The organism is Bacillus sp. EB106-02-03-XG38, assembly GCF_058792175.1.
Map to the genome: position 1 here is coordinate 180,633 of NZ_JBYTED010000003.1, position 22,445 is coordinate 203,077.

Consider the following 22,445-nt stretch of genomic DNA (forward strand, 5'->3'; position numbering starts at 1 on the left):
AGCAAGCGGTGGTAGAATCGCGAGTGGAAGAAACACCTGTACAGCAAGTGGTAGTAGAACCGCAAGTGGAAGAAAAGCCAATGCAGCAAGTGGTGGTAGAATCGCGAGTGGAAGAAACACCTGTACAGCAAGTGGTAGTAGAACCGCAAGTGGAAGAAAAGCTAATGCAGCAAGTGATGGCAGAATCACGAGTGGAAGAACAACCAGTGCAACAAGTGACAGTAGAACCACAAGTAGAAGAACGCCCAGTGCAGCAAGTAGTGGTAGAGCAAGTACAAAAGCCAATTTCAAGTACGGAAGTACAAGAGAAAGCATATGTTGTAAATCAAAGAGAGAACGATATGCGAAATGTATTGCAAACACCACCGACATATGCAATTCCGCCATTAACATTGCTATCGATTCCGCAGCAAGCAGCGTTAGATAATACAGAATGGTTGGATGAACAGAAAGAATTATTAGATACAACGTTTAATAATTTCCATGTTGGCGCACATGTTATTAATGTATCGCAAGGTCCAGCAGTAACTCGTTTTGAAGTACAGCCAGACCCGGGTGTGAAAGTAAATAAAATTACAAATTTAAGTGATGATATTAAATTAAGCTTAGCAGCGAAAGATATTCGTATTGAAGCACCGATTCCAGGGAAGAGTGCGATTGGAATCGAAGTTCCAAATAAAGAAAGTAAGCCAGTATTTCTTCGTGAAATTTTAAGAAGTCCTGTGTTTACAAAGAGCGAATCACCGCTTACGGTTGCGCTAGGGCTTGATATTTCAGGAGATCCAATTGTAACGGATATTCGAAAAATGCCACATGGACTTATTGCGGGTGCAACAGGTTCTGGTAAAAGTGTGTGTATTAACGCAATTTTAACGAGTATTTTATATAAAGCGAAACCACATGAAGTGAAGTTAATGTTAATCGATCCGAAGATGGTTGAGCTTGCACCATACAATTCTGTTCCGCATCTTGTCGCACCTGTTATTACGGATGTAAAAGCAGCGACAGCAGCATTAAAGTGGGCGGTTGAAGAAATGGAGCGCCGTTATGAATTGTTTGCACACGCAGGTGCTCGTGATTTAACTCGTTACAATACGATTGTAAGTGAGCGAGAAATTCCGGGAGAGACATTACCTTATATCGTTATCGTTATTGACGAGTTAGCTGACTTAATGATGGTAGCACCTGGTGATGTTGAGGAAGCGATTTGTCGTATTGCACAAAAAGCACGTGCTTGTGGTATTCATTTATTAGTAGCGACGCAGCGTCCATCTGTAGATGTTATTACAGGTTTAATTAAGTCAAACATTCCAACGCGTATTGCGTTTACTGTATCATCTCAAGTTGATTCGCGTACGATTATCGATATTGGTGGCGCGGAGAAATTACTTGGCCGCGGTGATATGTTATTCTTAGGGAACGGTACATCTAAGCCTGTTCGTGTACAAGGTGTATATGTATCGGATGATGAGATTGAAAAGACAGTTGATCATGTGAAAAAGCAAATGAAGCCGAATTACTTATTTAAGCAAGAGGATTTATTAGCGAAAACAGAACAGGCTGAGTCGGAAGACGAATTGTTCTTTGATGCATGTCAATTTGTTGTAGAACAAGGGGGAGCGTCCACATCTTCTGTACAGCGAAAATTCCGCATCGGTTATAATCGCGCGGCACGTCTCATTGAAGAGATGGAATCGCAAGGGATTATTTCTGAGGGAAGAGGAACGAAACCAAGAGATGTCCTTATTTCTGAGGATGAATTCGCTGCTATGCAGGAAACAAATGTATAGTAAACGGTTTTGCTGTATACTAAGAGAAAATGTTGGATAGTAAAGTAGGGAGTAAAGCGACATGAAAGAAATTGAATTAAAATTAAAAGGTGAAATAAATAGACTAACAAATAGAACATTTAAATTTGACGAACGCGTTGGAGAAGGTTGGTTCTCTGCCGTTTACTTTTTAAAGACTAGAGAAATCATTGAAGAATTTCGCCCGAAAAGTGTTGTGACGATGCAATTTTTCCAAAAGGAAAATGCAGTTCTTTGTGGAACAGATGAAGTGATTGCATTGCTACAAACATTCGCTAAAAATCCTGAGGAACTTGAAATTAACTCTTTAAAAGATGGCGATAATATTAGTCCGTTTGAAACAGTGTTAACAATTCATGGCCCTTATGAAAATTTCGGATTTTTAGAAGGTGTCATTGATGGGATTTTAGCTCGTCGTACATCGGTTGCGACAAACGTATATAACGTTGTCCAAGCTGCGCGTAGCGTAGATAAAGAAAAACCGGTTATTTTCATGGGAGACCGTGACGATCATTATACACAACAAGCTGGTGATGGTTATGCAGCATACATCGGAGGTATGAGCGCACAAGCGACGCATGCGATGAATGAATGGTGGGGCAAAAGTGGTATGGGGACAATGCCTCACGCATTAATTCAAATGTTTAATGGTGATGTTGTGGAAGCGGCGAAGGCATATCATAAGAAATTCCCAGAAGATGAACTAGTTGTATTAATTGATTACAACAATGATGTCATTACAGATGCACTTCGCGTAGCGCGTGAATTTGGATCAACATTAAAAGGTGTACGTGTAGATACGTCACGCACGATGATTGATCAATACTTCATTCGTCACCCAGAAGTACTTGGAACATTTGATCCACGTGGTGTAAACCCATCGCTTGTATTCGCACTTCGTAAAGCTCTTGATGAAGAAGGATTCCAGCATGTAGACATCGTTGTAACCGGTGGATTTGATGAGAAGCGTATTCGTGAATTTGAAGCTCAAAACGTACCTGTTGATATATACGGAGTAGGAAGTAGCTTATTAAAAATGAATATTGGCTTTACTGGTGATAACGTAGAATTAAATGGAAAACCAGAAGCGAAAGCTGGTCGTAAATATCGTCCAAACCCACGTTTAGAGCGTGTTCAATTAGAAAAAAGAGAAGATATGTAAAAGAGAGAGAAACTGATAGGTGATTGACCCTATCAGTTTTTCTGTTATCATAGTATAGCGGCTTCTTTTTTGCTATAATGGATTTGTTATGGACATAAAAAAGAAGTACGTACGAGTTTATCCTGATAAGTGAAGGGAAGAATAACTTCACTACATCAAAAATGTATGATGATTACCAAAATAAGAAAAGATTCATATACTGTCTTATAGATAGGCCGTTGTATTAGTTCGAAATGTTGGAGGTTCTTTAAGATGACAGTTTACCATTTTGTAGGAATTAAAGGAACAGGAATGAGTTCATTAGCGCAAATTCTTCATGACATGAAGCATACTGTTCAAGGGTCTGATTATGAAAAGCGTTTCTTTACACAAACAGCGTTGGAAAAGCGTAATATCTCGATCCTTCCTTTTGATAAAAGTAATGTAAAAGAAGGACAAGTGATTATTGCAGGAAATGCATTTCCTGATACGCATGAAGAAATTGTAGCAGCAAAAGAATTAAACATCCCAGTACATCGTTACCATCACTTCTTAGGTGATCTTATGAACCAATACACAAGTGTTGCTGTAACTGGTGCGCATGGAAAAACATCAACAACTGGTTTGTTAGCCCATGTAATGCAAGGTGCACACCCTACATCTTACCTTATTGGAGATGGAACAGGGCATGGGGTAGAAAATAGTAAGTATTTTGTATTTGAAGCTTGTGAGTATCGCCGTCATTTCTTGTCTTACAATCCAGACTATGCGATTATGACAAATATTGATTTTGATCATCCAGATTATTTCACAGATATCAATGATGTATTCAGTGCATTCCAAGAGATGGCATTGCAAGTGAAAAAAGGCATTATTGCATGTGGAGATGATGAAGAACTTCAAAAAATTCAAGCGAAAGTACCTGTTATTTTCTATGGATTTGGAGAAGATAATGATTTCCAAGCACGTAACATTCAAAAGAGAACAGATGGTACTATTTTCGATGTATTTGTTCGTAATACGTACTATGACACGTTCAAAATTACAGGATACGGCAACCACAGCGTATTAAATGCATTAGCAGTAATTGCGCTTTGCCATTATGAAAACGTTGATGTAGAAGCAGTTAAGCATCAACTAACAACTTTTGAAGGCGTAAAACGTCGCTTTAATGAAAAGCCGATGGGAGAGCAAGTTATTATCGATGACTACGCACACCATCCGACAGAAATTAATGCAACGATTGAAGCAGCTCGTCAAAAACATCCAGAGCGTGAAGTTGTCGCTGTATTCCAGCCACACACATTCTCACGTACAGAAAAGTTCTTAGATGAGTTCGCTGAAAGCTTAAGTAAAGCTGACCAAGTATACTTATGTGATATTTTCGGATCAGCACGCGAAAACAAAGGTGAATTAACAATCGAAGATCTGCAAAAGCGTATTGACGGTGCAGAACTGATTACAGATACAACAACGGATGTATTAAAGAAACATAAAAACGGCGTTCTCATTTTCATGGGCGCAGGAGACATCCAAAAATTCGAAGCAGCTTACGTAAAAGAAGTTCAAGTTGCAGAGAAGTAATAGAAAAGACGCATAGCTTAGCTGTGCGTCTTTTTTTGTTGTGTTCGATATATTTTAAAAAGCGTTGAGCTGTTGATATTGTTTATTCTTTTTGTATAGTTGCTTTAATAAAAAGATATATAGTGAACTAAAAAGTACATATCCAATTAAATAATAGAATGAAAACATATCGAATTGTTTTGTTATGATGATGCGAATTGCGAAAAAAGTAAACGGAAGGGCGATTAAAAGCCTTGAGCTAATGGAAATTATTGTTTTAAAGTATTTTAATAAGTCTGTATTCCAATGGTTTTCTCTACAGATGAACCAAATGTTACTTGCTATAAAAGCTAGTACAAATGGCAAATTAGCTGAAATATTGATGAAGCCTAGTACAATAGGCACTGATAGAGCGCCAAGTGGACCGATAGATAGGCCAGAATAATATTTAATAAATGTATTTGTAGATTGCTGTGCTTCTTCAATAACGCCTGTATATTCTACTGCAATTTCCTTTGCTAATTCTTTTGGAGGAAGAAATTCTTCAATCACTTGTGAAGGAATGGCTTCTAATGGTATTCCTTCGCTTTCTTTACGTAATGCATTTTCATATAAATCGGATTTGATTTCTAGCACATGTTGTTCTCTTGCTGGCGTAGGTAATTTCATTAAACCTTTGTGAAGGTCATGTAAGAAAGAAGCTATGAGTTCATTTGCAAAGAATTGTTCTTTGTTCATTTTTTATCCTCTCCTTTAGCTAGTAACATTAGAGCTTGATACACGGCATCATAATCATGTAAGCGATTATGTAAAATTTCTCTCCCTTCGTCTGTAATACGATAGTATTTTCTTTTTGGGCCATCACCAGACTCTTCCCAATAGGAAACAGCCCAATTGTTTTTCGTGATTCGATTTAATATAGGATAAATCGAGCCATTGGGGATATGAAATACAGGGATTTCTTGTAATGCACTTGTAATTTCGTATCCGTACATAGGTTGTTTACCTATTAAGGACAAAATAGCGAGATCAAAAACACCTTTACGTAATTGAATTATAAAATTATCATTTTTTTCCATACTTTAACTATATATGATTCATATCTAGATATCAATCATATATAGTAGTTGTTCATATATAAAATTTAAAATAAAGTGTGAATATTTAACAATTTACATCTGTAAGTGTTAGAATAATAAGAAAACTAAAAGGGAGCTAAAAAACATGTTCACACTTCAAGTAGACGATGAAATCGAATTACAGTTATTAGAGAAGCATCATAAAGAGGAACTATATCAATTAATAAACCAAAACCGTAATCATTTACGAAGATGGCTTCCTTGGGTGGATGGGATGAAATCTGCTGGTGCGTATGATGAGATTTGTCCGATGTGGTTAAAGAAGTTTGCAGAGGGAGACGGTTTTGAAAGTGGCATACGCTATAAAGGAAAGCTTGTTGGGATGGTAGGCATTCATCCGGTAAGTTGGGGGAAGAAAGCGGCGAGTCTCGGATATTACCTTGCAGAAGATGCTGGCGGGAAAGGCATTATGACGCGTAGTGTGAAGGCTGTACTTCACTATGCATTTGATAATTTAAAATTAAATAAAATGGAAATTAGATGCGGTGTTGAAAATGTGAAAAGCCGTGCTATTCCAGAGCGTTTAGGATTTAAGTTAGATGGTATTTTAAGAGATGATGAATGGCTATATGATCATTTCCATGATATCGCTGTATATAGTTTACTAGCTTCAGAATGGAAGGAGATTCGATGAACGAGAAGATACGCATTATTCCGTATGAAAGTGCGTTTCAAGATGAAGTAGTAGATCTTATCGTTCATATTCAGCAAAAAGAGTACAATGTTCCCATTACGAAAGAAGAGCAGCCAGACTTACTTGAAATAGAAACGTTCTATCAAAGAGATTATGGAAACTTTTGGGTTGCAACTCATAATGGGAAAGTAGTTGGAACAGTAGCTTTATTAGATATTGAGAATCAGCAAGTAGCGCTAAGAAAAATGTTCGTGAAACAAGAATTTCGCGGAAAAGAGTGGGGTGCATCACATAAGTTGCTCCAAACAGCAATTTCGTGGGCTGAGAATAAAAAGCTGAAAGATATTTACTTAGGAACGACAGTGAAGTTTTTAGCCGCGCATCGCTTTTATGAAAAGAATGGTTTTGAAAGTGTTGATATAGAAGATTTGCCAAAAAGTTTTCCAGTGTTACAGGTGGATAAGAAATTTTATAGATATATTGTTTAAGAAGGTCATTCCGAAATGGCCTTTTTTTATGAACTAAAATGGAAAAAGTGGTGTAATTTAGGTTAGGGGTGCGTGTATGAACATTCCGATTCAAAGAAGTAAATCGGTAGTCATTTTCGTTTGTCTCACGTTAGCTTTTATGTTTGTATATCCGCTCGTCATGATTATCGCAAATAAAGAACAGTGGATGTCAGCGTTAATTGGAATGGGTTTATGCTTCCTTGTAAATGTACCACTCGTTTGGGAAGTATTTATTAAACAGCATAAAGTAGAAAATGGTGTATTAAAGTATGGTATTTTAAATGACGATATCGTATTGAAAGAGATAAGAATCATTCGCCAAGTTGGGAAAAATCTTGAAATTACGACGAATGCGTATAAAGTACATATGGTTGCGATGCCGCAAGATATGAATGAATTTTTGGGGCTTATTGAGAAAGAGAATCCAAATGTAAAAATAGAAATGGCAGGTAAGAAATGAAATATGTAAAACCTTTGTTTTGTTTGGAAATATTGCTGGTGATTGTTATTTGCACTAGGGGATATATGAAATGGGATCTGCCCTTATATGTACCGATATTAATAGGTACTATTGCAGTGGCGCTTTTATATTATTTTCATTTTTAGCAAACAAAAGGTGAGAAAAGTAGCTCTATGTAGTACAGGAGGATTAAAAATGAAAAATAAGAAAATGAGTTTTAAAGTGCCAGAAGGTGTGGCGAAAGATTTATTACAGTATTAATAGAAAAACGCTCGGAGAACATCCCGAGCGTTTTTATTATTATTTTAAGTTCTCTGGATTTAAAGCTTCTAATTCAGGCACAACGAAGCGTCCGTCTTTACGGATTAGTACGTCGTCGAAGTAAATTTCGCCGCCGCCGTATTCAGGGCGCTGGATGCATACTAAATCCCAGTGAATGTTCGAGTTGTTGCCGTTCCATGCATCGTCGTAAGCTTGTCCAGGAGTGAAGTGGAAGCTGCCATCGATTTTTTCATCGAATAGGATGTCTCCCATTGGATGTAAGATGTATGGGTTTACGCCGATTGCGAACTCACCAACGTAGCGTGCACCTTCGTCTGTATCGAAAATTTTGTTAATGCGTTCTGTATCGTTTGCAGTTGCTTCAACGATTTGACCGTTCTCAAACTTAAGTTGTACATTTTCAAATGTATAACCGTTGTAAGGAGATGGTGTGTTGTAAGAAACTGTACCGTTAACAGAATCGCGAACTGGTGCAGAATATACTTCACCGTCTGGAATGTTTAAATGACCAGAGCATTTAATAGCTGGAATGTCTTTAATAGAGAATGTTAAATCAGTTCCAGGACCAGTTAGGCGAACTTTGTCTGTTTTATTCATTAATGTAACAAGGCTATCCATCGCCTTATCCATTTTGCCATAGTCTAAGTTACAAACTTCGAAGTAGAAGTCTTCGAAAGCTTCAGTGCTCATTTTAGCAAGCTGCGCCATAGAAGCATTTGGGTAGCGAAGCACAACCCAGCGTGTTTTCGGAACACGGATGTCTCTATGAACTTTTTTACCAACTGTTTGACCGTGAATTTGCATTCTTTCACTTGGTACGTCAGCTTGTTCGTTAATGTTATCGCCAGAGCGAAGACCGATATAAGCGTCCATATCTTTCATTACGCTTGCTTCATATGCAGCGATTTGTTCAAAATGTTCTTCAGTAGCACCCATTAATAAAGAGCGATCTACTTGATGATCTTTTAAAGAAACGAATGGGAAACCACCAGCTGCATATGCTTCTTTTACAAGTGCAGTTACAAGTTCTTTTTGTAAGCCAAAGTTTTCAATTAATACTTTTTCGCCTTTTTGTAAGCGGATAGAGTAGTTAATTAAATTGTATGCTAACTTTTCAATGCGTGGATCTTTCATATGTAAAGCCTCCCTACTAATTATGTATCCTCCTCTATTGTAACCTACTTAGTGGAATTTGTTGAATCATTTATGTTAAAGTTAACGAATAAGTATGAAAATTCTAATGAAAAGATAGGGATTAGAACGAAACGGAAAATGATTGTATAATAGGAGAAAGTAAGAAAAAGATAAAGGAAGTGATGAAATGCAAGTTCTTTTATATGTAAGTGCGGCTATTATCGCGGTTGCTTTCGCTGTATTAGTAGTGTATGTATGCAGAACGTTGTTATCGGTTCAGAAGACGTTAGAAAACGTTGCAAGCACGTTAGAAGGTTTAGAAAAGCAAATGCAAGGGATTAGCGTAGAGACGGAGCAATTATTACATAAAACAAATGCGTTAGCTGATGACATTCAACAGAAGTCACAATCGTTAAATAAAGTAGTATCTGGTGTAGATGGAATTGGAACGACAATCCATTCTTTAAATACGAAACTTCGTAATGTATCAGAGTCTGTTACGGACGAAATTGAAAATAATGCGGATAAAGTAGCGCAAGTTGTACAGTGGAGTAGCGCAGCAATTGAAGTATACAACCATTATCGTGCGTCAAGACAAGAGAAAAAGGTTGAAAAAGAAGAGCGTAAATTAGAAAGACTTGAGAAAAAAGCTGAAAAGAAAGAGAAGCGCTCTAAACTTCGTATGAGAGGTGAATCGTGATGAATATGACAAAAGTTGAAACAATTGAAGAGCTTGAAGTATTAGTAGAAAAAAACGAACCTTATGTTCTTTTTAAACATAGTACGACATGCCCGATTAGTCATGGTGCCTATACAGAATTTCAAGCGTATTGTAGTGAAGAAAGAGCGGTACCAGCGTATTACTTATACGTACAGGATGCGAGAGATGTTTCGAATCGTGTTGCGGAGCAGTACAGCATTAAACATGAATCACCGCAAGTGTTATACATAAAAGATGGGATGGTAGTATGGAATACGTCTCATTGGAACATTAAAAAAGCCGCTTTAGAAGAGAATATTAAGTAAAAAGAAGCAAGCTAAAGGTGCTTGCTTCTTTTTTTTGTTTTTGTTGAAATATATTTAATGGTACACTGTTATTAGTTCAAATTAAATAACTAGATTGTTGAAAGTAGGTTTTAAGTAATGAAGAAAATGGCATTATCCTTCGCGGTCGTAAGTTTATTACTAGGAGCTTGTAGTAATGATACGATTAGTAAGAAGGATGAAGTTATACAGAAAGATACGAAAGAAAAAAGTATGATTCCGAGAACTGCTGTTTCTAAAGATTATTATAGAACTGTAATTCCTTTAAAAGAACAAAAGGTTATCAATACAGCTAATATAAAAACAAATTCTAAATTAGATTTAGCAGAGTATGAAAATGGTTTAATGAATATTGCAAAAGAGAAATTTGATACAGAAAATCACGTACTACAATTAAATCAGTATATCCCTGAGAAGTTAGTTGATGAGCTAGTCGCGAAAGTGGAAGCGCCAGTTTTGACAAATATTATAGAGCAAGACTATTTCGGGAAACAGAATTCAAATGAATTAAGTTTATCTGGTGTTGTGATTGGGTTAGCAATGTCGTCAACTGTATCAAATGAAGAAGCAATGTCTAAGGGTACTGAAGTTGCTGGACAACTTATAGAAGCTATCAATAAAAATGACAAGTATAACAAATCTCCAATTACGTTTGCGATCTTTAAGCAAGAAAGTACGAGTTCTTTAAAAAATGGTACATATATTGCTAGTGCTACCGTTCAAAAGAACGATACGAATCTTGGAAATTGGAGTACAATCGATGAGCAAGCATATTCATATCCTTCTGATGAATTTACAAAAACACATGGAGAAGATAATACAAAAATAACTGAATTCGCTGAGGCAATAAAAAAGTTTTCTTCTGGAGATTACATTCCAGTCAATGCTAAAGTGTCTTATAAGAAAAATCAAATGGATACATTAAATATGAATATTGTTATTAAATATAATGGTAAAACAGAATTAATGGCTCTTACCCAATTGGCTGCTCAAAGTATGTTAGAAAAATTACCTAAAGATGCGAAAGTACAATTGCAGATAAAGTCCGAGAATAAAATTGAGGCAATTATTATAAAAGAGAAAAACAGCGATAAACCGTTCGTTTCCTTCTTGTAAAAAAAGACAGTGCTTAAACTGTCTTTTTTTATTGGAAATGCTTTTATGAAGGGTAAGCCAAATAAAATTCCAAAAAGTAAGAGGGAAATCATATGAACTTAAAAGATTTAAAAAATAAACATATTAAGTATGATTGGAAAACTATTTTTGTAGGCATCCAAGGAAATTATTTTAGTAAAGACGTTATTTCTGATTATGCGGTAGAATTGATGGGAATTGGTGATGAAAGCGGGTTTGTTAGTGAACTTACATGGGGAGTCTCTAATGAAGATTTAAGTAAGGTGTTGTTAGAAATAAAAACTAATTATTTTCCTCAATTAGATGAAGAAAGCACAATATTAATAGAGGAGAAAAGAAAACTAATATTTGTTTGTTTATCTGAAATAAAAGAAAGATGTAAAGAAGATAATGAATTATTAAATGAAATTGCAGAGTTTTATGGAAAGCATCACTACCCAGAAGATATGGTGAGTTTTGTTAATTATATGCCTCAAGAAGTTCCAACTACGAAAGAAGATATAGTAAATAGGTTTGAAAAATTTTTAAAATTAGAGGAATCGAGATTTAAATGCTAATATATACAAAATATCAATAAATAGATCGTGACTTACAATTAGTTTCTGAAACGGGAAGGTAAGTTATGCTATATGTAGTCGCAGAGAATAATAATGGACCATTTGAAGCCTAGATGTTATAACATACTTTCCAAGCTCGTTTAGAGTCACAAGAAGATACGATTGTTGAAATTAATGGTGATGGAAACCTGCTTTTTATTATGGGACCATGCACAGTAGAAAGTTATGAACAAGTACATCAATTTTCTGAAGCAATGAAAAATCGATGTGTAATACGCTTCATGTTTCCGCTGTGCCGATTTTAAAGAAAGACACATATTTACATCTGTCTTTGTCGATATAACGCATTCTACAGGGCGATGTGACTTTCTATTGCCAGCTCAAATCCAGAGCACATCAAATGACTATCATTGTCGTTTTCTGTCGGTAAGTCGATATAATTGGAAAATCGCTCATATATTTTGAGTTGCGGTCGATATATTTGAAACATCTCTAATATAAATTTCATTTACTAATGTACCGCTTAAAATAAGGTTTCTACATATGAGATATCTATATTTTTACAAAAAATGCCCTTTTTTTCATAAAAAATACGAAAATACGAGAAAAGAAGCGAATTTTTTCGAAACTTTTGCGGGAAAATATTGTATGAGCCTGCGTTTTTATCGTATCATTAGTAAAAGGAAGAACTCGGGACGATTGGTGGCATCTGCAAATAGAGTTGATGTCTTTTTTTCATTCAAGTAACCGATACATAAAAATAGATAACAAAAATAGAAGGAGTGTGCGATGAGATGAACGTAACAATATATGATGTAGCGCGTGAAGCGAACGTTTCAATGGCTACCGTATCACGCGTTGTGAACGGTAACCCAAATGTAAAGCCTACAACAAGAAAGAAAGTATTAGAAGCAATTGATCGTTTAGGATACCGCCCAAATGCGGTAGCACGTGGACTAGCAAGTAAGAAGACAACTACAGTAGGTGTTATTATTCCTGATATCTCAAATACGTTTTATGCAGAACTTGCTCGTGGAATTGAAGATATCGCAACAATGTATAAATATAACATCATTTTAAGTAACTCTGACCAAAACAAAGAGAAAGAGTTCCATTTATTAAATACGATGCTTGGAAAGCAAGTGGACGGAATTGTTTTCATGGGTGAAGATATTACAGACATTCACATTGAAGAATTCAAAAAGTCTCCAGTACCAATCGTATTAGCAGCGTCATTTGATGAGCAAAATGAAACGCCATCAGTAAATATTGATTATACACAAGCAGCTTACGACGCAATGAAGCACTTTATTGAGCAAGGACATAAGCGTATCGGTTTCGTCTCTGGTCCTTTCATTGATAAAGCGGGAAGCGCGAAGAAGTTACAAGGTTATAAAAAAGCTTTAGAAGAAGCAGGTATTTCATATGATGAAAATCTTGTAATCGATGGAGATTACACATATGATTCAGGTATCGAAGCATTTGAAAAGCTTTGGAGCCTTGATGAGAAGCCAACAGCGATCTTCGTATCTTCTGACGAAATGGCACTAGGTGTAATCCATGCAGCACAAGACGCTGGATTAAACGTACCAACTGATGTAGAAGTACTTGGTTTCGATAATACACGCCTTGCATTAATGGTTCGTCCACAGCTTTCAACAGTTGTACAACCAATGTATGATATCGGTGCAGTAGCAATGCGTCTATTAACAAAGTATATGAATAAAGAAAAAGTGGAAGATCACACTGTTATCTTACCTCACCGTATCCAATTTAGAGATTCAACGAAGTAAGTATAAAAAAGCTCACAGCGATTGCTGTGAGCTTTTATTCGTATTCAGGATAGTATTTTTGTACGACTGTATCTACTGTTTCGTTTTTCTTAACGTGTAAAAATCTTCCGTATAACTCTTTTCCAGTTTCAAATGGTGTATCGTCTAATTCAAACACATGCAACACTTTTCGAAACGTCCATGTGACTTGCTCACCGTACACATTGTCGTACGGTTCTTCAGATTGCATAGCTATTTTTTCACCTAGTTCATAAGCTTCTTCTAAACTGTTTGCTGTAACAAGAATAATACTTTCTTCAAAAAGTGTATTTTGATTTTCTTCATAATGCTCATCAATTTTCGTGGGATCAGGCTCACCAGAATGAACAGATTCAAACAATAACTTTACAGCGTACATATTATGCTGCATGTTTCACTCTATAAATAATACTTGCGACAAGTGAAGCAGGTATTGTAAATACGTTACTTTGATAATGATAGTGTATTTGAGATTCTTCATAAGACATATTGTCGTATAGTTCGTTTTGTGACATGTTCATTTTTTTCTGCTTTGTCTTGAGCATTTTAATATAGTTATACTGTATTGGGACGAGAATGATGAAATAGGCTAATACGATTAGTGAAATCCAAATCATTATGAACACTCCTTTATAAAGAATATTTATATATGGTAATTATATTAATTAACTCTAGAAATATCTATTTATTTCTAACGTTCAAATTCCTTTCCAAAATGCAAAAAGTTCTTCAGGACTTCGTAAGTTATGTTCAAGGCATGTTTGTGCAGTACGTTTAAAACTTTGTATTAGTTGTTCTAATCTAGAAGGATCGTATTGTTTCACATTGCCCGCAATAATAGTTTCATCCTTGTCTAAGTTAAGTGATATTTTTAGCAAAGTTATATTTGTTTCTAATTGCACAACTTCAATATAAAAAAACTTTTTGTCTAAGTCGATTGTAATATAATCGAATCGCTCTACTTGTTTAAAGTATCCTACAATATCATCTTCCAATTGAAATCCTCCCGAGTATATAGCTTATCTGGAAGACTTCTCTATAGATTGTATGATTCCTTGTTATATGTCACATAAGTGCAAATTTAACTATTGTAGGGCAATGTCATGTATAATAGAAAGAAAAGGCTTGTGAGGGGGGAGAAGAGATGATCGTTCTTTGGATAATTACGCTTTGTATGACTGCTATTTTTGCATATATGACGTTAAAACAAAATGGCTTAAAGCGATTAGTTCCAGGAAGTATTCTTGCAGGAATTGCCCTTATCACGTATGTAATTTCTATTTTTATTGAAAGTGTATCAGTGGACATGAGCACGAGTTTAATGTTCATCGGTATTACACTGTTTGCAGGTAGTATTATGGTACTTATGGTTGCAGGTATCATTTTATTTATTCATATGAATTCGGAAACGTTATAGCATATAGAAAAGGCATGTCCCCTTGGGACATGCCTTTTTATCCGTTCAATTATGCTCTATCTTTAGAAGAATTTTGTTGTTTTAATAAGTCTCGAATTTCGCCAAGAAGTTCTTCTTCTTTTGTTGGTTCTGGAAGTTCTTCCTCTTTTTCTTCTTCTTCTCTTTTAGAAGTTAGTTTGTTGAATACTTTAACGAACATAAAGATAGCCGCTGCAATAATTAAGAAATCAAAAATAGTTTGGATGAAGTTACCATACATAATAGATGATTTACCGAATGTAATTTTTAAATCTGTAAAGTCAACGCCACCTAATACCATACCAAGTAATGGTGTGATGATATCTTTTACTAAAGAACTAACGATTTTACCGAATGCAGCACCGATTACAACCCCGACAGCTAAATCGATTACATTCCCTTTGAAGGCGAATTTTTTAAACTCGTTCCACATGTGTTAATCCCATCCTTTCCACGATTCAATATGAAATTTATAATTCCTATCAACATATTCTATAGAAATTTGCGACAGAAATAAAGGGGAAATGGGAATGAAAGTAAATTCTGAAAAATGTATCCGTTTTAATTTTTATTTACATCATCTAGTAGAGATTGCAGCAGTTGCTGTGTTTTTAATCCTTCTAATCCATCTACAACAGGCTTTGTATCTCCTTGTACACATTCAATAAAATGATGAACAGCATCTTCAAAACCGCGTTGTTTTAACGTTGTATCCCATGATGGTGAACCAATTTGAGAAACTGCATTTTCCTGCTCAACTTCAAATGTGTTCATATTTTTTACGCGAATGATTTTCCCTGTCGTTACAAGTTCAATTTGCTCTAAATTTGTACCAGCATGGCGATGCATCGCAGTAGAAAGCAACAGTCCACTTGGCGTTGTATATGTATGATGTCCGTAAAGAAGTTCATTCTTTTCATTCATTTGCATCATATTATGAACGACGTTAAGATCATCGTTAGCTAACCAGCGAGCAGTATCTACAATATGTAAGTAATCATCTAACATAGTAAAGTCGTACGTATATGGCCCGACTTTATTTGTGCGGTGCTTTTCAATTCGAACCCATGAAATATTATGAGTTTGCTCTTTTGCCGCAACGTACATAGGAACGAATCGGCGATTAAATCCGACCATTAATTTTCGGTTATGTTTTTCGCTCAACTCGACTAGTTTCTCAGATTGTTCTACTGTAGCTGCTAGCGGCTTATCAACATAAACGTCGATTCCTTTTTTCAGAAGTTCAGAAACGATTTCATAATGTGTAGCAGTTGAACTATGAACGAAGATTGCATCGCATTCTGAAGCTAACGTTTCAATAGAATGAAAGTCTTGAATGCGGTATTGCTGGCAAACTTGTTTTCTTTTCTCAGCGTTAGGTGTAAACGCCCCTACAAAATTCCAATCTGTTTCTTTTGTAAGTGTTGGAAGATAGGCCTTTTGCGCAATACTTCCAAGTCCAATCATCCCAATTTTAGGTTTGTTCATGTGTATTCCCACCCTAGTAATAGTAATGTAACGGGTTAAATGTAGCATAGGGTGGGGGAGGAAGGCAAAAAATAGCCTTTTACTTATTCCCTTCTAACAAAATCTTCTCTATCTCTTCAAAATTATGAGCGCGAGCATGCTCTAGCGGGGTAACGCCATCGTTGTCGGGAATATTTACATCCGCACCGTGCTCAATAAGAAGGCGAATGACTTGTTGTTGTGTTTCGTTTCCGTTACTTAGTACGATCGCTTCCATTAAAGCGGTCCATCCGAGATTATTTACATGGTTAACATCAACAGATGTCCGGGTGAGGAGTTCGTTAATAACATCGATATAGCCATGTTCTGAGGCAGGGATAAGAGCTGTTCCGCCGTAACGATTCGTAAGTGATGGATCTGCGCCAGCATCAATCGTTAGTTTTAAAATATGTAAGTAACCTTCTGCACCGGCGTATAGAAAGGGATTGTTTTTCATATCGTCTTGGATATTTACGTCAGCACCTGCTTCAATAAGCGCTTTTGCAGTTTTTACATCATTTTTGTATGTAGCAATCATAAGAGGAGTACGTCCTTTACTGTCCGTTATATTTATGTCAGCCCCTTTTTTGAGTAACGATATAACAGTATTCGTTTCTTGTTTCTCAGTAGCTGCTAGTAGCGATGTCTCCATGTTTGTCATCTCCTTTTTAACTTCTTGTTCTTGTGAGCAACCTTGCAAAAAAATTACGCAACAGATCATACTTACTGTTTTTTTGAACATGGAATTTCAACCTCCTCATTTCAACTGTAAAAGAAGAACATTAAATTTTTATAAACTGACGCTAAAATTACTATAAAATCGCTTGAGTATTTGAACATATATTTTTATGCTTAGGAATAACAAGGTTTGTTAAAGTGAGGATGTAACATATGTCTATTAAAACAAGATTTTTATTCTCTTATATCGCTGTTATTCTCGTTTCCATCACGCTCATATTAGTCGCAGGATTTTTAATTGTTTTTTCCATAACAGGAGACTTGGAATCAGTGAAAAATTTCTATAAAAGTTCCTATATTCAAAAGCCGCTTACGCCAGAAGAAGAGAATACGTATATTGAATTGAAATTAGCGGCAAAGAAAAATCAATCACAACTATTAGATGAATCGTTCGTTTCATCACTTGAAAAAGAAGGTGTGAAAATAGTTGTAAGAAAGGGAGAAACCATTTCTTATGCTACAAAAACATTTGAAAGTGTATCTTTAAAAGAAGCCCTTCCGAAATTTGAATCAGCAAATATTAATAGTCGTGGTACAACGGAACTAGGCGATACATTTTATCGATATGTAAAATTTGATTTTTATTTTCCCGGAGATGAAGAAGGGAGTATATTTGTACTAAAAAGACAAAGTTCATTTGTAGATCTTACACAAAAGTTATTTCCGATTTTGTTCGTAGCGCTTTTACTGTTAGCTATTTTGCTTATTGGATTATTAAGTTATCTCGTCTCAAGAAGTGTAATAAAACCAATCTTTGTATTGAAAGATGCGACTGAGAAAATAAAAGAAGGTGATTTAAATTTTCAAATTCCAGTTACATCGCATGATGAAATCGGGCAATTAAATCAAGGATTTGAAGAAATGAGGAAGAAGTTAAAAGAATCGATTGAAGTGCAAACACAGTATGAAGAAAATCGAAAAGAGCTCATTTCAAACATATCTCATGATTTAAAAACACCAATTACTTCTATTATCGGATATGTGGAAGGTATAAAAGATGGGGTAGCAAATACGCCAGAAAAAATGGATAAGTATTTAACGACCATTCATACGAAGGCAAAACATATGGATACACTCATTGATGAGCTCTTTTTGTTTTCGAAGCTAGATTTGAATCGAGTTCCCTTTCAGTTTGAAACGATAGAATTAAACGTGTTTATGCAGGAATTATTAGAAGAGATGCAGATGGATTTAAGTGAGGAAGGTATAGAAGTACATTTACAATTACATTCATCACCACTATATGTAACGGCCGACTGCGAAAAGATAAATAGAGTGATATCCAATTTAATTCATAATAGTGTGAAATACATGGATAAAGAAGAGAAGAAAATTACTGTAACAGTATTGAGTGATAACGATACTGTTATTGTGAAAGTAATGGACAATGGATCAGGTATAGAAGCTGATACATTGCCGTATATATTTGAGCGGTTTTATCGCGCAGAGCAATCGCGAAATTCTAACACAGGTGGAAGTGGACTTGGCTTAGCGATAGCGAAGCAAATTATTGAAGAACATGGCGGGGAAATTTGGGCGGAAAGTAAGCTTGGGGAAGGTACAAGTATTTTCTTCTCATTGAAAAAAGTACAGGAATGTGGTGAATAGAATGAAGAGAATTTTACTAGTAGAAGATGAAATAAGTATTGCAGAATTACAGCGAGATTATTTAGAAATTAGTGATTTTCAAGTCGATGTAGAGCATTCCGGAGAGACAGGTTTACAAATGGCTTTGCAGGAAGATTATGATTTAATTATTTTAGACATTATGCTTCCGAAGATGAACGGTTTTGAAATTTGTAAACAAATACGTGCTATAAAAGACATTCCGATTTTACTTGTTTCAGCAAAGAAGGAAGATATAGATAAAATTCGCGGACTCGGTTTAGGGGCGGATGATTATATAACGAAACCGTTTAGCCCGAGTGAATTAGTCGCAAGGGTAAAAGCGCATATTTCTCGTTATGAAAGATTATCAGGAAATGTGAGTAAGCAACGCGATACGCTATACATTCACGGGATTTCTATTGATCAGCGAGCGAGAAAAGTTTTTATAAACAATGAAGAAATCGCGTTTACAACGAAGGAATTTGATTTATTGACATTCTTTGTAACGCATCCAAACCAAGTATTAAATAAAGAACAGTTATTTGAACGTATTTGGGGACTAGACTCAGCTGGCGATTTAGCCACTGTCGTTGTTCACATTAGAAAGCTACGTGAAAAAATTGAAAGAGATCCTGCTCACCCGCAATATATTGAAACGGTGTGGGGAGCTGGTTATCGTTTTAATGTGTAATATACCTGCCGAGTAATTGGCAGGTTTTTTATGTTATTTGAACGAAAGGAAATAATAGGTAATTCGTGTTAAAATATAAAGAAAGATAAAACATAGTTGAGCATGAGAGGGCGTGCTACATTTTGGGAGATACATTAAAAGATAATAAATCACACAAGGCTTTAAAAATCGGGACTAATATTATACTTATCTTATTAATTATTGGTGCAATACAAATGTTTTATGATGAAGATTATACAAATGATCATTTTGGTTGGTTATTTATGATGGTCTTTTTTGCAATTAAAATAGTTTCTAGTTTTCTAATAAGTTTAAAAGAAGGAGATAAAAAGGCAGTATTTATTGATTTAGGTTTGGTGATTTTGTGTGTTCTTCTTTTAATTGTTACTAGTTGAAATATTTCTTTTGAAAAAAGCTCATAGTCTTATAGAGACTGTGAGCTTTCCTTAATAATAATGGTACTAATGTAACGATTTATAAAATGTTCGAGTAGTAGAAGTAAACTGAGCAGTTTCTTCCAAAAAGGGATAATGGTTACTCTCCTCAAATGTCACAAAGATAGAATTACGTATACCCTTATGTATCTCGATAGAATATTGAATCGGGCACTGTACATCATGTCTTCCGCATATAATAAGAGTCTTTGTTTGGATGGAAGGTAAATGATCTCTTAAATCAAATGATGGATATTCATTGACGAAAACGTTCATCCGGCTAGCGGACATAGTTTTTTCGATTGGTTTACAAAAATAAGAGTTGTAGTTTTCGGGTTTATGCAGTGATAATTTTGTTCTCTCAGTAGATAGTTCTTTTCGCTCTTCACTTGTAAGGTGAGGGCGTTTCAAGTTTTCTATGAGTTGTTGCATATAATGAAACTTTGGATGTGCTGGGTGATAAATGCAAAATGGTGTTTCGGTATAGTTACTTGCTGCGGCTCCAACGATGACTAATGATTGTAAAGAATTTGGATACGTAATTGCGTATAGAAGTCCAAGCATACCACCTGTTGAGTGGCCAGCGAAATGCCATGTTGGAAGTTGTAAAGCTTCTCGTATAGCTTCTAAATCGTGAATCGTTTCAATCATACGTAATTCTTTTTCTGGATTAGCTTTTACAGAGTTACCAGCGTCTCGTAAATTAATGAGGAATACACGATGCGTAGAAGTGAAAACATCCGCAAAGTAATCACCCGTTTCATTAAATTGTGAATAGTGATGTGTAATACAAAGTGGTTCGCCATTTCCTTTTGTAAAAAGCTCGAATGTGCCACGTTTCGTGTGAATCATTTTTTGCTTCCACATAATATCACGACCTTTTCTCATAAAAGTTGTACCACTTAATTATGAAATAAAATATATCAGCGATTATCAAAATATATCGACTTACCGATAGAAACCGACAATAAGTAAAAGGAGGCTATTCAAAAACGAGCCTCCTTTTCGTTTAGTACAGAGATTTTTTCATATTATTCCGAATAATTTCAAGGGATTTCGCTACAGTTAATGCATTCTTTTCTTCAATTTCTGGTTTGCGAGGGATAGGTTTATACATGTTGTCTGGATCTTCCCATGTGAGGGGAAGTTCTGTTTCGGCTTGTCCTTTCCAAGCGTCAATCCATTCTGGAGGGAGATAACCTGAGATGTTTTGGATGTTGTTCATTTCGAGCCAAATGAGTGCCCAAGCTCTTGGGACGACGCGCCAGTGGTCATAGCCACCGCCGCCGACAGCAATCCAGCGACCTTCGCAATATTCGTTAGCGATTTCGCGAGCGAGCTTCGGTATTTCACGGTAAATATTCATCGTTGCGCAAAGGTGTGTAAGTGGGTCGTAATAATGTGCGTCAGCACCGTTTTGCGTTAAAATAATATCCGGCTTAAAGTAGGCGGCAACTTCTTTTACGACAGTTCGATAGGAATCTAAGAAAGATTCGTCTTCTGTAAAAGCATCGAGTGGAACGTTAAAAGAATAACTATAGCCATTGCCTTGTCCGCGTTCATTTACAGCGCCAGTTCCAGGGAATAAATAGCGCCCAGTTTCATGTAGTGAAATGGTGCATACGTTAGGATCGTCGTAAAAAGACCACTGTACACCATCACCGTGATGAGCATCTGTATCAATATATAAAACACGTAAACCGTATTTCTTCTGAATATATTTCATAGCGATGGAACTATCGTTATAAATGCAAAAACCGGATGCCTTGCCGCGGAAGCCGTGATGTAAGCCGCCTCCTAAGTTAAGCGCGTGTTTTACTTTCCCGGAAAGAACAGCATCGACAGCAGTTAATGTACCGCCAACGAGTAATGCACTTGCTTCATGCATATTTGGAAACATCGGTGTATCTTCTGTTCCGAGTCCATATGTCATCGCAATTGATTTTTCTAATTTACCTTCTCCAGCACGTTTTACCACATTTATGTACTCCTCTGTATGAACGTAGGCAATCTCTTCATCTGTAGCCATCCGTGGTGAGATGATTTGAGAAGGAGAGATAAAGCCACCCTTTTGTAATAAATCATACGTAAGTGTGACGCGCAGTTGGTTAAAAGGATGATCAGGGCTAAACGAATAGCCCCGAAAGTCATCCGAATAAATAAACGCGCTACTCATGCTTGCATCCCCATAATGTTCGGCCATAATACGCGGTAGCCTTCTGCTTCAAGTGCATCGATCACTTTTAACGGATTCATCGTTTGAATGCGGAAAACGAGTACTTTATCATTCTCATCTTTTGCTGGATAGACGAGAACGCTCACGATATTAATTTGTAACTCACTAAAAATGGCAACGACTTTCCCGAGAATACCAGGTTCGTTTTTTACTTGAATTTCAATTTGTGAACTCGGTTGATGTGCTCCTGTTAATTTCACTAACGTGTGTAGCACAGTAGATTCAGAAATGATTCCAACTAACTTTCCAGCCTTTGTAACAGGAAGACAGCCAATTTTATTTTCAAAAAATAAAGTAGCAATTTCCTCAACGAAATCGAGAGGATGGCAAGTCATAACAGGATGTTTCATAATAAGTTCAAGTGGTTGCTTCAGCATATCGAGTGAAACTTGTTCATCTAAAATAGACGGACTTGCATCTCTTACATCCCGATCAGAAATAATGCCTACGACATGATTATTTTGATCGACAATTGGAATGTGCCGAATGCCTTTCGTACGTATCGTTCGGATTGCTGTTTCGATTGTATCGTTTGGATGTAATGTCACCACATCTTGATTCATAATTTCTTCTACAATCAT

At 36.1% G+C, this 22,445-nt stretch carries 27 protein-coding genes and 1 pseudogene; 16 read left to right on the top strand and 12 right to left on the bottom strand.

Annotation, left to right across the window (positions count from 1 at the left end):
- The 3 genes from AC3WTI_RS15375 to murC form a co-directional block, all read left to right on the top strand.
- Positions 1 to 1,790 (top strand): DNA translocase FtsK (locus tag AC3WTI_RS15375; protein WP_492304377.1); only part of this gene is annotated, 1,790 nt, incomplete at its 5' end.
- A 61-nt stretch (positions 1,791 to 1,851) separates the two neighbouring features.
- A complete protein-coding gene (locus tag AC3WTI_RS15380; protein ID WP_087957220.1) occupies positions 1,852 to 2,970 on the top strand; it encodes a nicotinate phosphoribosyltransferase in 1,119 nt (372 codons plus the stop codon).
- Positions 2,971 to 3,222: 252 nt separating this feature from the next.
- Positions 3,223 to 4,533 (top strand): UDP-N-acetylmuramate--L-alanine ligase, encoded by a 1,311-nt coding sequence (gene murC / locus AC3WTI_RS15385; protein ID WP_000219466.1) that lies wholly within the window; start codon positions 3,223 to 3,225, stop codon positions 4,531 to 4,533.
- A gap of 54 nt (positions 4,534 to 4,587) precedes the next feature.
- On the opposite strand, the gene AC3WTI_RS15390 is transcribed toward murC, so the two are convergent.
- On the bottom strand, positions 4,588 to 5,250 hold the full coding sequence (locus AC3WTI_RS15390) for an HAAS signaling domain-containing protein (RefSeq protein ID WP_097840847.1): 663 nt from the start codon (positions 5,248 to 5,250) through the stop codon (positions 4,588 to 4,590).
- Positions 5,247 to 5,591, bottom strand: a complete 345-nt coding sequence (locus AC3WTI_RS15395) for a PadR family transcriptional regulator (protein WP_001971083.1) — start codon at positions 5,589 to 5,591, stop codon at positions 5,247 to 5,249. Before AC3WTI_RS15395 ends, AC3WTI_RS15390 begins: the two co-directional genes overlap by 4 nt.
- 145 nt (positions 5,592 to 5,736) lie before the next feature.
- Here AC3WTI_RS15395 and AC3WTI_RS15400 point away from each other — a divergent pair, with 145 nt between their 5' ends.
- From AC3WTI_RS15400 to AC3WTI_RS15410, 3 genes are all read left to right on the top strand, one after another.
- Positions 5,737 to 6,285, top strand: coding sequence for a GNAT family N-acetyltransferase (locus AC3WTI_RS15400; protein WP_087957218.1), 549 nt, complete (start codon positions 5,737 to 5,739; stop codon positions 6,283 to 6,285).
- Positions 6,282 to 6,773, top strand: a complete 492-nt coding sequence (locus tag AC3WTI_RS15405; protein WP_097840846.1) for a GNAT family N-acetyltransferase — start codon at positions 6,282 to 6,284, stop codon at positions 6,771 to 6,773. Before AC3WTI_RS15400 ends, AC3WTI_RS15405 begins: the two co-directional genes overlap by 4 nt.
- A gap of 76 nt (positions 6,774 to 6,849) precedes the next feature.
- Positions 6,850 to 7,254 carry a PH domain-containing protein gene (locus AC3WTI_RS15410; protein WP_097840845.1) on the top strand — a complete coding sequence of 135 codons (405 nt, stop codon included), beginning with the start codon at positions 6,850 to 6,852 and terminating at the stop codon, positions 7,252 to 7,254.
- 300 nt (positions 7,255 to 7,554) lie between these two features.
- On the opposite strand, the gene AC3WTI_RS15415 is transcribed toward AC3WTI_RS15410, so the two are convergent.
- A complete protein-coding gene (locus AC3WTI_RS15415) occupies positions 7,555 to 8,670 on the bottom strand; it encodes an aminopeptidase (protein WP_000654739.1) in 1,116 nt (371 codons plus the stop codon).
- Between the two features lie 187 nt (positions 8,671 to 8,857).
- On the opposite strand from AC3WTI_RS15415, the gene AC3WTI_RS15420 reads away from it, so the two are divergent.
- From AC3WTI_RS15420 to ccpA, 6 genes and pseudogenes are all read left to right on the top strand, one after another.
- The gene (locus AC3WTI_RS15420; protein WP_097840843.1) at positions 8,858 to 9,370 is read left to right on the top strand and encodes a DUF948 domain-containing protein; all 513 of its coding nucleotides are present in this window, start codon (positions 8,858 to 8,860) and stop codon (positions 9,368 to 9,370) included.
- Positions 9,370 to 9,696 (top strand): bacillithiol system redox-active protein YtxJ, encoded by a 327-nt coding sequence (ytxJ, locus tag AC3WTI_RS15425; protein ID WP_048531822.1) that lies wholly within the window; start codon positions 9,370 to 9,372, stop codon positions 9,694 to 9,696. Before AC3WTI_RS15420 ends, ytxJ begins: the two co-directional genes overlap by 1 nt.
- 117 nt (positions 9,697 to 9,813) lie before the next feature.
- Positions 9,814 to 10,830: a CamS family sex pheromone protein gene (locus AC3WTI_RS15430; protein ID WP_097840842.1), complete on the top strand. Its 1,017-nt coding sequence runs from the start codon at positions 9,814 to 9,816 to the stop codon at positions 10,828 to 10,830.
- A 92-nt stretch (positions 10,831 to 10,922) separates the two neighbouring features.
- Complete coding sequence (locus AC3WTI_RS15435) at positions 10,923 to 11,405, top strand: DUF2247 family protein (protein ID WP_087957213.1); 483 nt, start codon at positions 10,923 to 10,925, stop codon at positions 11,403 to 11,405.
- A gap of 65 nt (positions 11,406 to 11,470) precedes the next feature.
- Positions 11,471 to 11,671: pseudogene (locus AC3WTI_RS15440) on the top strand (bifunctional 3-deoxy-7-phosphoheptulonate synthase/chorismate mutase); the annotation flags it as partial.
- A 528-nt stretch (positions 11,672 to 12,199) separates the two neighbouring features.
- Positions 12,200 to 13,198, top strand: a complete 999-nt coding sequence (gene ccpA, locus AC3WTI_RS15445; RefSeq protein ID WP_061657703.1) for a catabolite control protein A — start codon at positions 12,200 to 12,202, stop codon at positions 13,196 to 13,198.
- 34 nt (positions 13,199 to 13,232) lie between these two features.
- Here the strand turns inward: ccpA and AC3WTI_RS15450 are convergent, their stop codons facing one another.
- The 3 genes from AC3WTI_RS15450 to dhp61 all read right to left on the bottom strand — a co-directional run bounded on the left by AC3WTI_RS15450 (position 13,233) and on the right by dhp61 (position 14,211).
- The gene (locus AC3WTI_RS15450) at positions 13,233 to 13,595 is read right to left on the bottom strand and encodes a DUF4288 domain-containing protein (RefSeq protein WP_142305828.1); all 363 of its coding nucleotides are present in this window, start codon (positions 13,593 to 13,595) and stop codon (positions 13,233 to 13,235) included.
- Position 13,596: 1 nt separating this feature from the next.
- Complete coding sequence (locus AC3WTI_RS15455) at positions 13,597 to 13,833, bottom strand: DUF3949 domain-containing protein (protein ID WP_097840840.1); 237 nt, start codon at positions 13,831 to 13,833, stop codon at positions 13,597 to 13,599.
- 81 nt (positions 13,834 to 13,914) lie between these two features.
- Positions 13,915 to 14,211: a protein Dhp61 gene (gene dhp61 / locus AC3WTI_RS15460; RefSeq protein ID WP_097840839.1), complete on the bottom strand. Its 297-nt coding sequence runs from the start codon at positions 14,209 to 14,211 to the stop codon at positions 13,915 to 13,917.
- Between the two features lie 149 nt (positions 14,212 to 14,360).
- Here dhp61 and AC3WTI_RS15465 point away from each other — a divergent pair, with 149 nt between their 5' ends.
- Positions 14,361 to 14,633: a DUF3917 domain-containing protein gene (locus AC3WTI_RS15465; protein ID WP_097840838.1), complete on the top strand. Its 273-nt coding sequence runs from the start codon at positions 14,361 to 14,363 to the stop codon at positions 14,631 to 14,633.
- Between the two features lie 49 nt (positions 14,634 to 14,682).
- Here AC3WTI_RS15465 and mscL read toward each other — a convergent pair whose 3' ends face one another.
- From mscL to AC3WTI_RS15480, 3 genes are all read right to left on the bottom strand, one after another.
- Positions 14,683 to 15,084, bottom strand: a complete 402-nt coding sequence (gene mscL / locus AC3WTI_RS15470; protein ID WP_061884675.1) for a large-conductance mechanosensitive channel protein MscL — start codon at positions 15,082 to 15,084, stop codon at positions 14,683 to 14,685.
- A 128-nt stretch (positions 15,085 to 15,212) separates the two neighbouring features.
- A complete protein-coding gene (locus tag AC3WTI_RS15475; RefSeq protein ID WP_097840837.1) occupies positions 15,213 to 16,139 on the bottom strand; it encodes a Gfo/Idh/MocA family protein in 927 nt (308 codons plus the stop codon).
- Between the two features lie 79 nt (positions 16,140 to 16,218).
- Positions 16,219 to 16,899 carry an ankyrin repeat domain-containing protein gene (locus AC3WTI_RS15480; protein WP_087957207.1) on the bottom strand — a complete coding sequence of 227 codons (681 nt, stop codon included), beginning with the start codon at positions 16,897 to 16,899 and terminating at the stop codon, positions 16,219 to 16,221.
- A 149-nt stretch (positions 16,900 to 17,048) separates the two neighbouring features.
- On the opposite strand from AC3WTI_RS15480, the gene AC3WTI_RS15485 reads away from it, so the two are divergent.
- The 3 genes from AC3WTI_RS15485 (at position 17,049) to AC3WTI_RS15495 (ending at position 19,589) form a co-directional block, all read left to right on the top strand.
- Positions 17,049 to 18,503, top strand: a complete 1,455-nt coding sequence (locus AC3WTI_RS15485) for a sensor histidine kinase (RefSeq protein WP_087957206.1) — start codon at positions 17,049 to 17,051, stop codon at positions 18,501 to 18,503.
- Between the two features lies 1 nt (position 18,504).
- Positions 18,505 to 19,194: a response regulator transcription factor gene (locus AC3WTI_RS15490; RefSeq protein ID WP_087957205.1), complete on the top strand. Its 690-nt coding sequence runs from the start codon at positions 18,505 to 18,507 to the stop codon at positions 19,192 to 19,194.
- A 122-nt stretch (positions 19,195 to 19,316) separates the two neighbouring features.
- Positions 19,317 to 19,589, top strand: a complete 273-nt coding sequence (locus tag AC3WTI_RS15495) for a hypothetical protein (protein ID WP_097840836.1) — start codon at positions 19,317 to 19,319, stop codon at positions 19,587 to 19,589.
- A 66-nt stretch (positions 19,590 to 19,655) separates the two neighbouring features.
- Here the strand turns inward: AC3WTI_RS15495 and AC3WTI_RS15500 are convergent, their stop codons facing one another.
- The 3 genes from AC3WTI_RS15500 to AC3WTI_RS15510 form a co-directional block, all read right to left on the bottom strand.
- Positions 19,656 to 20,516, bottom strand: coding sequence for an alpha/beta fold hydrolase (locus AC3WTI_RS15500; protein WP_142305826.1), 861 nt, complete (start codon positions 20,514 to 20,516; stop codon positions 19,656 to 19,658).
- A 121-nt stretch (positions 20,517 to 20,637) separates the two neighbouring features.
- The gene (gene acuC, locus AC3WTI_RS15505; RefSeq protein WP_253621655.1) at positions 20,638 to 21,804 is read right to left on the bottom strand and encodes an acetoin utilization protein AcuC; all 1,167 of its coding nucleotides are present in this window, start codon (positions 21,802 to 21,804) and stop codon (positions 20,638 to 20,640) included.
- Complete coding sequence (locus AC3WTI_RS15510) at positions 21,801 to 22,445, bottom strand: acetoin utilization AcuB family protein (RefSeq protein ID WP_000634568.1); 645 nt, start codon at positions 22,443 to 22,445, stop codon at positions 21,801 to 21,803. Before AC3WTI_RS15510 ends, acuC begins: the two co-directional genes overlap by 4 nt.

Bases quoted from the DNA above. Each gene is read 5' to 3' on its own strand.
- AC3WTI_RS15475 (WP_097840837.1), bottom strand. From the start codon at position 16,139: ATGAACAAACCTAAAATTGGGATGATTGGACTTGGAAGTATTGCGCAA.
- AC3WTI_RS15410 (WP_097840845.1), top strand. From the start codon at position 6,850: ATGAACATTCCGATTCAAAGAAGTAAATCGGTAGTCATTTTCGTTTGT.
- AC3WTI_RS15465 (WP_097840838.1), top strand. From the start codon at position 14,361: ATGATCGTTCTTTGGATAATTACGCTTTGTATGACTGCTATTTTTGCA.
- AC3WTI_RS15450 (WP_142305828.1), bottom strand. From the start codon at position 13,595: ATGTACGCTGTAAAGTTATTGTTTGAATCTGTTCATTCTGGTGAGCCT.
- murC (WP_000219466.1), top strand. From the start codon at position 3,223: ATGACAGTTTACCATTTTGTAGGAATTAAAGGAACAGGAATGAGTTCA.
- AC3WTI_RS15480 (WP_087957207.1), bottom strand. From the start codon at position 16,899: ATGTTCAAAAAAACAGTAAGTATGATCTGTTGCGTAATTTTTTTGCAA.
- AC3WTI_RS15405 (WP_097840846.1), top strand. From the start codon at position 6,282: ATGAACGAGAAGATACGCATTATTCCGTATGAAAGTGCGTTTCAAGAT.
- AC3WTI_RS15380 (WP_087957220.1), top strand. From the start codon at position 1,852: ATGAAAGAAATTGAATTAAAATTAAAAGGTGAAATAAATAGACTAACA.
- AC3WTI_RS15435 (WP_087957213.1), top strand. From the start codon at position 10,923: ATGAACTTAAAAGATTTAAAAAATAAACATATTAAGTATGATTGGAAA.
- AC3WTI_RS15430 (WP_097840842.1), top strand. From the start codon at position 9,814: ATGAAGAAAATGGCATTATCCTTCGCGGTCGTAAGTTTATTACTAGGA.
- AC3WTI_RS15490 (WP_087957205.1), top strand. From the start codon at position 18,505: ATGAAGAGAATTTTACTAGTAGAAGATGAAATAAGTATTGCAGAATTA.
- ccpA (WP_061657703.1), top strand. From the start codon at position 12,200: ATGAACGTAACAATATATGATGTAGCGCGTGAAGCGAACGTTTCAATG.
- mscL (WP_061884675.1), bottom strand. From the start codon at position 15,084: ATGTGGAACGAGTTTAAAAAATTCGCCTTCAAAGGGAATGTAATCGAT.
- AC3WTI_RS15400 (WP_087957218.1), top strand. From the start codon at position 5,737: ATGTTCACACTTCAAGTAGACGATGAAATCGAATTACAGTTATTAGAG.
- AC3WTI_RS15390 (WP_097840847.1), bottom strand. From the start codon at position 5,250: ATGAACAAAGAACAATTCTTTGCAAATGAACTCATAGCTTCTTTCTTA.
- AC3WTI_RS15485 (WP_087957206.1), top strand. From the start codon at position 17,049: ATGTCTATTAAAACAAGATTTTTATTCTCTTATATCGCTGTTATTCTC.
- AC3WTI_RS15415 (WP_000654739.1), bottom strand. From the start codon at position 8,670: ATGAAAGATCCACGCATTGAAAAGTTAGCATACAATTTAATTAACTAC.
- ytxJ (WP_048531822.1), top strand. From the start codon at position 9,370: ATGAATATGACAAAAGTTGAAACAATTGAAGAGCTTGAAGTATTAGTA.
- AC3WTI_RS15420 (WP_097840843.1), top strand. From the start codon at position 8,858: ATGCAAGTTCTTTTATATGTAAGTGCGGCTATTATCGCGGTTGCTTTC.
- AC3WTI_RS15455 (WP_097840840.1), bottom strand. From the start codon at position 13,833: ATGATTTGGATTTCACTAATCGTATTAGCCTATTTCATCATTCTCGTC.
- AC3WTI_RS15510 (WP_000634568.1), bottom strand. From the start codon at position 22,445: ATGATTGTAGAAGAAATTATGAATCAAGATGTGGTGACATTACATCCA.
- AC3WTI_RS15500 (WP_142305826.1), bottom strand. From the start codon at position 20,516: ATGAGAAAAGGTCGTGATATTATGTGGAAGCAAAAAATGATTCACACG.
- AC3WTI_RS15395 (WP_001971083.1), bottom strand. From the start codon at position 5,591: ATGGAAAAAAATGATAATTTTATAATTCAATTACGTAAAGGTGTTTTT.
- acuC (WP_253621655.1), bottom strand. From the start codon at position 21,804: ATGAGTAGCGCGTTTATTTATTCGGATGACTTTCGGGGCTATTCGTTT.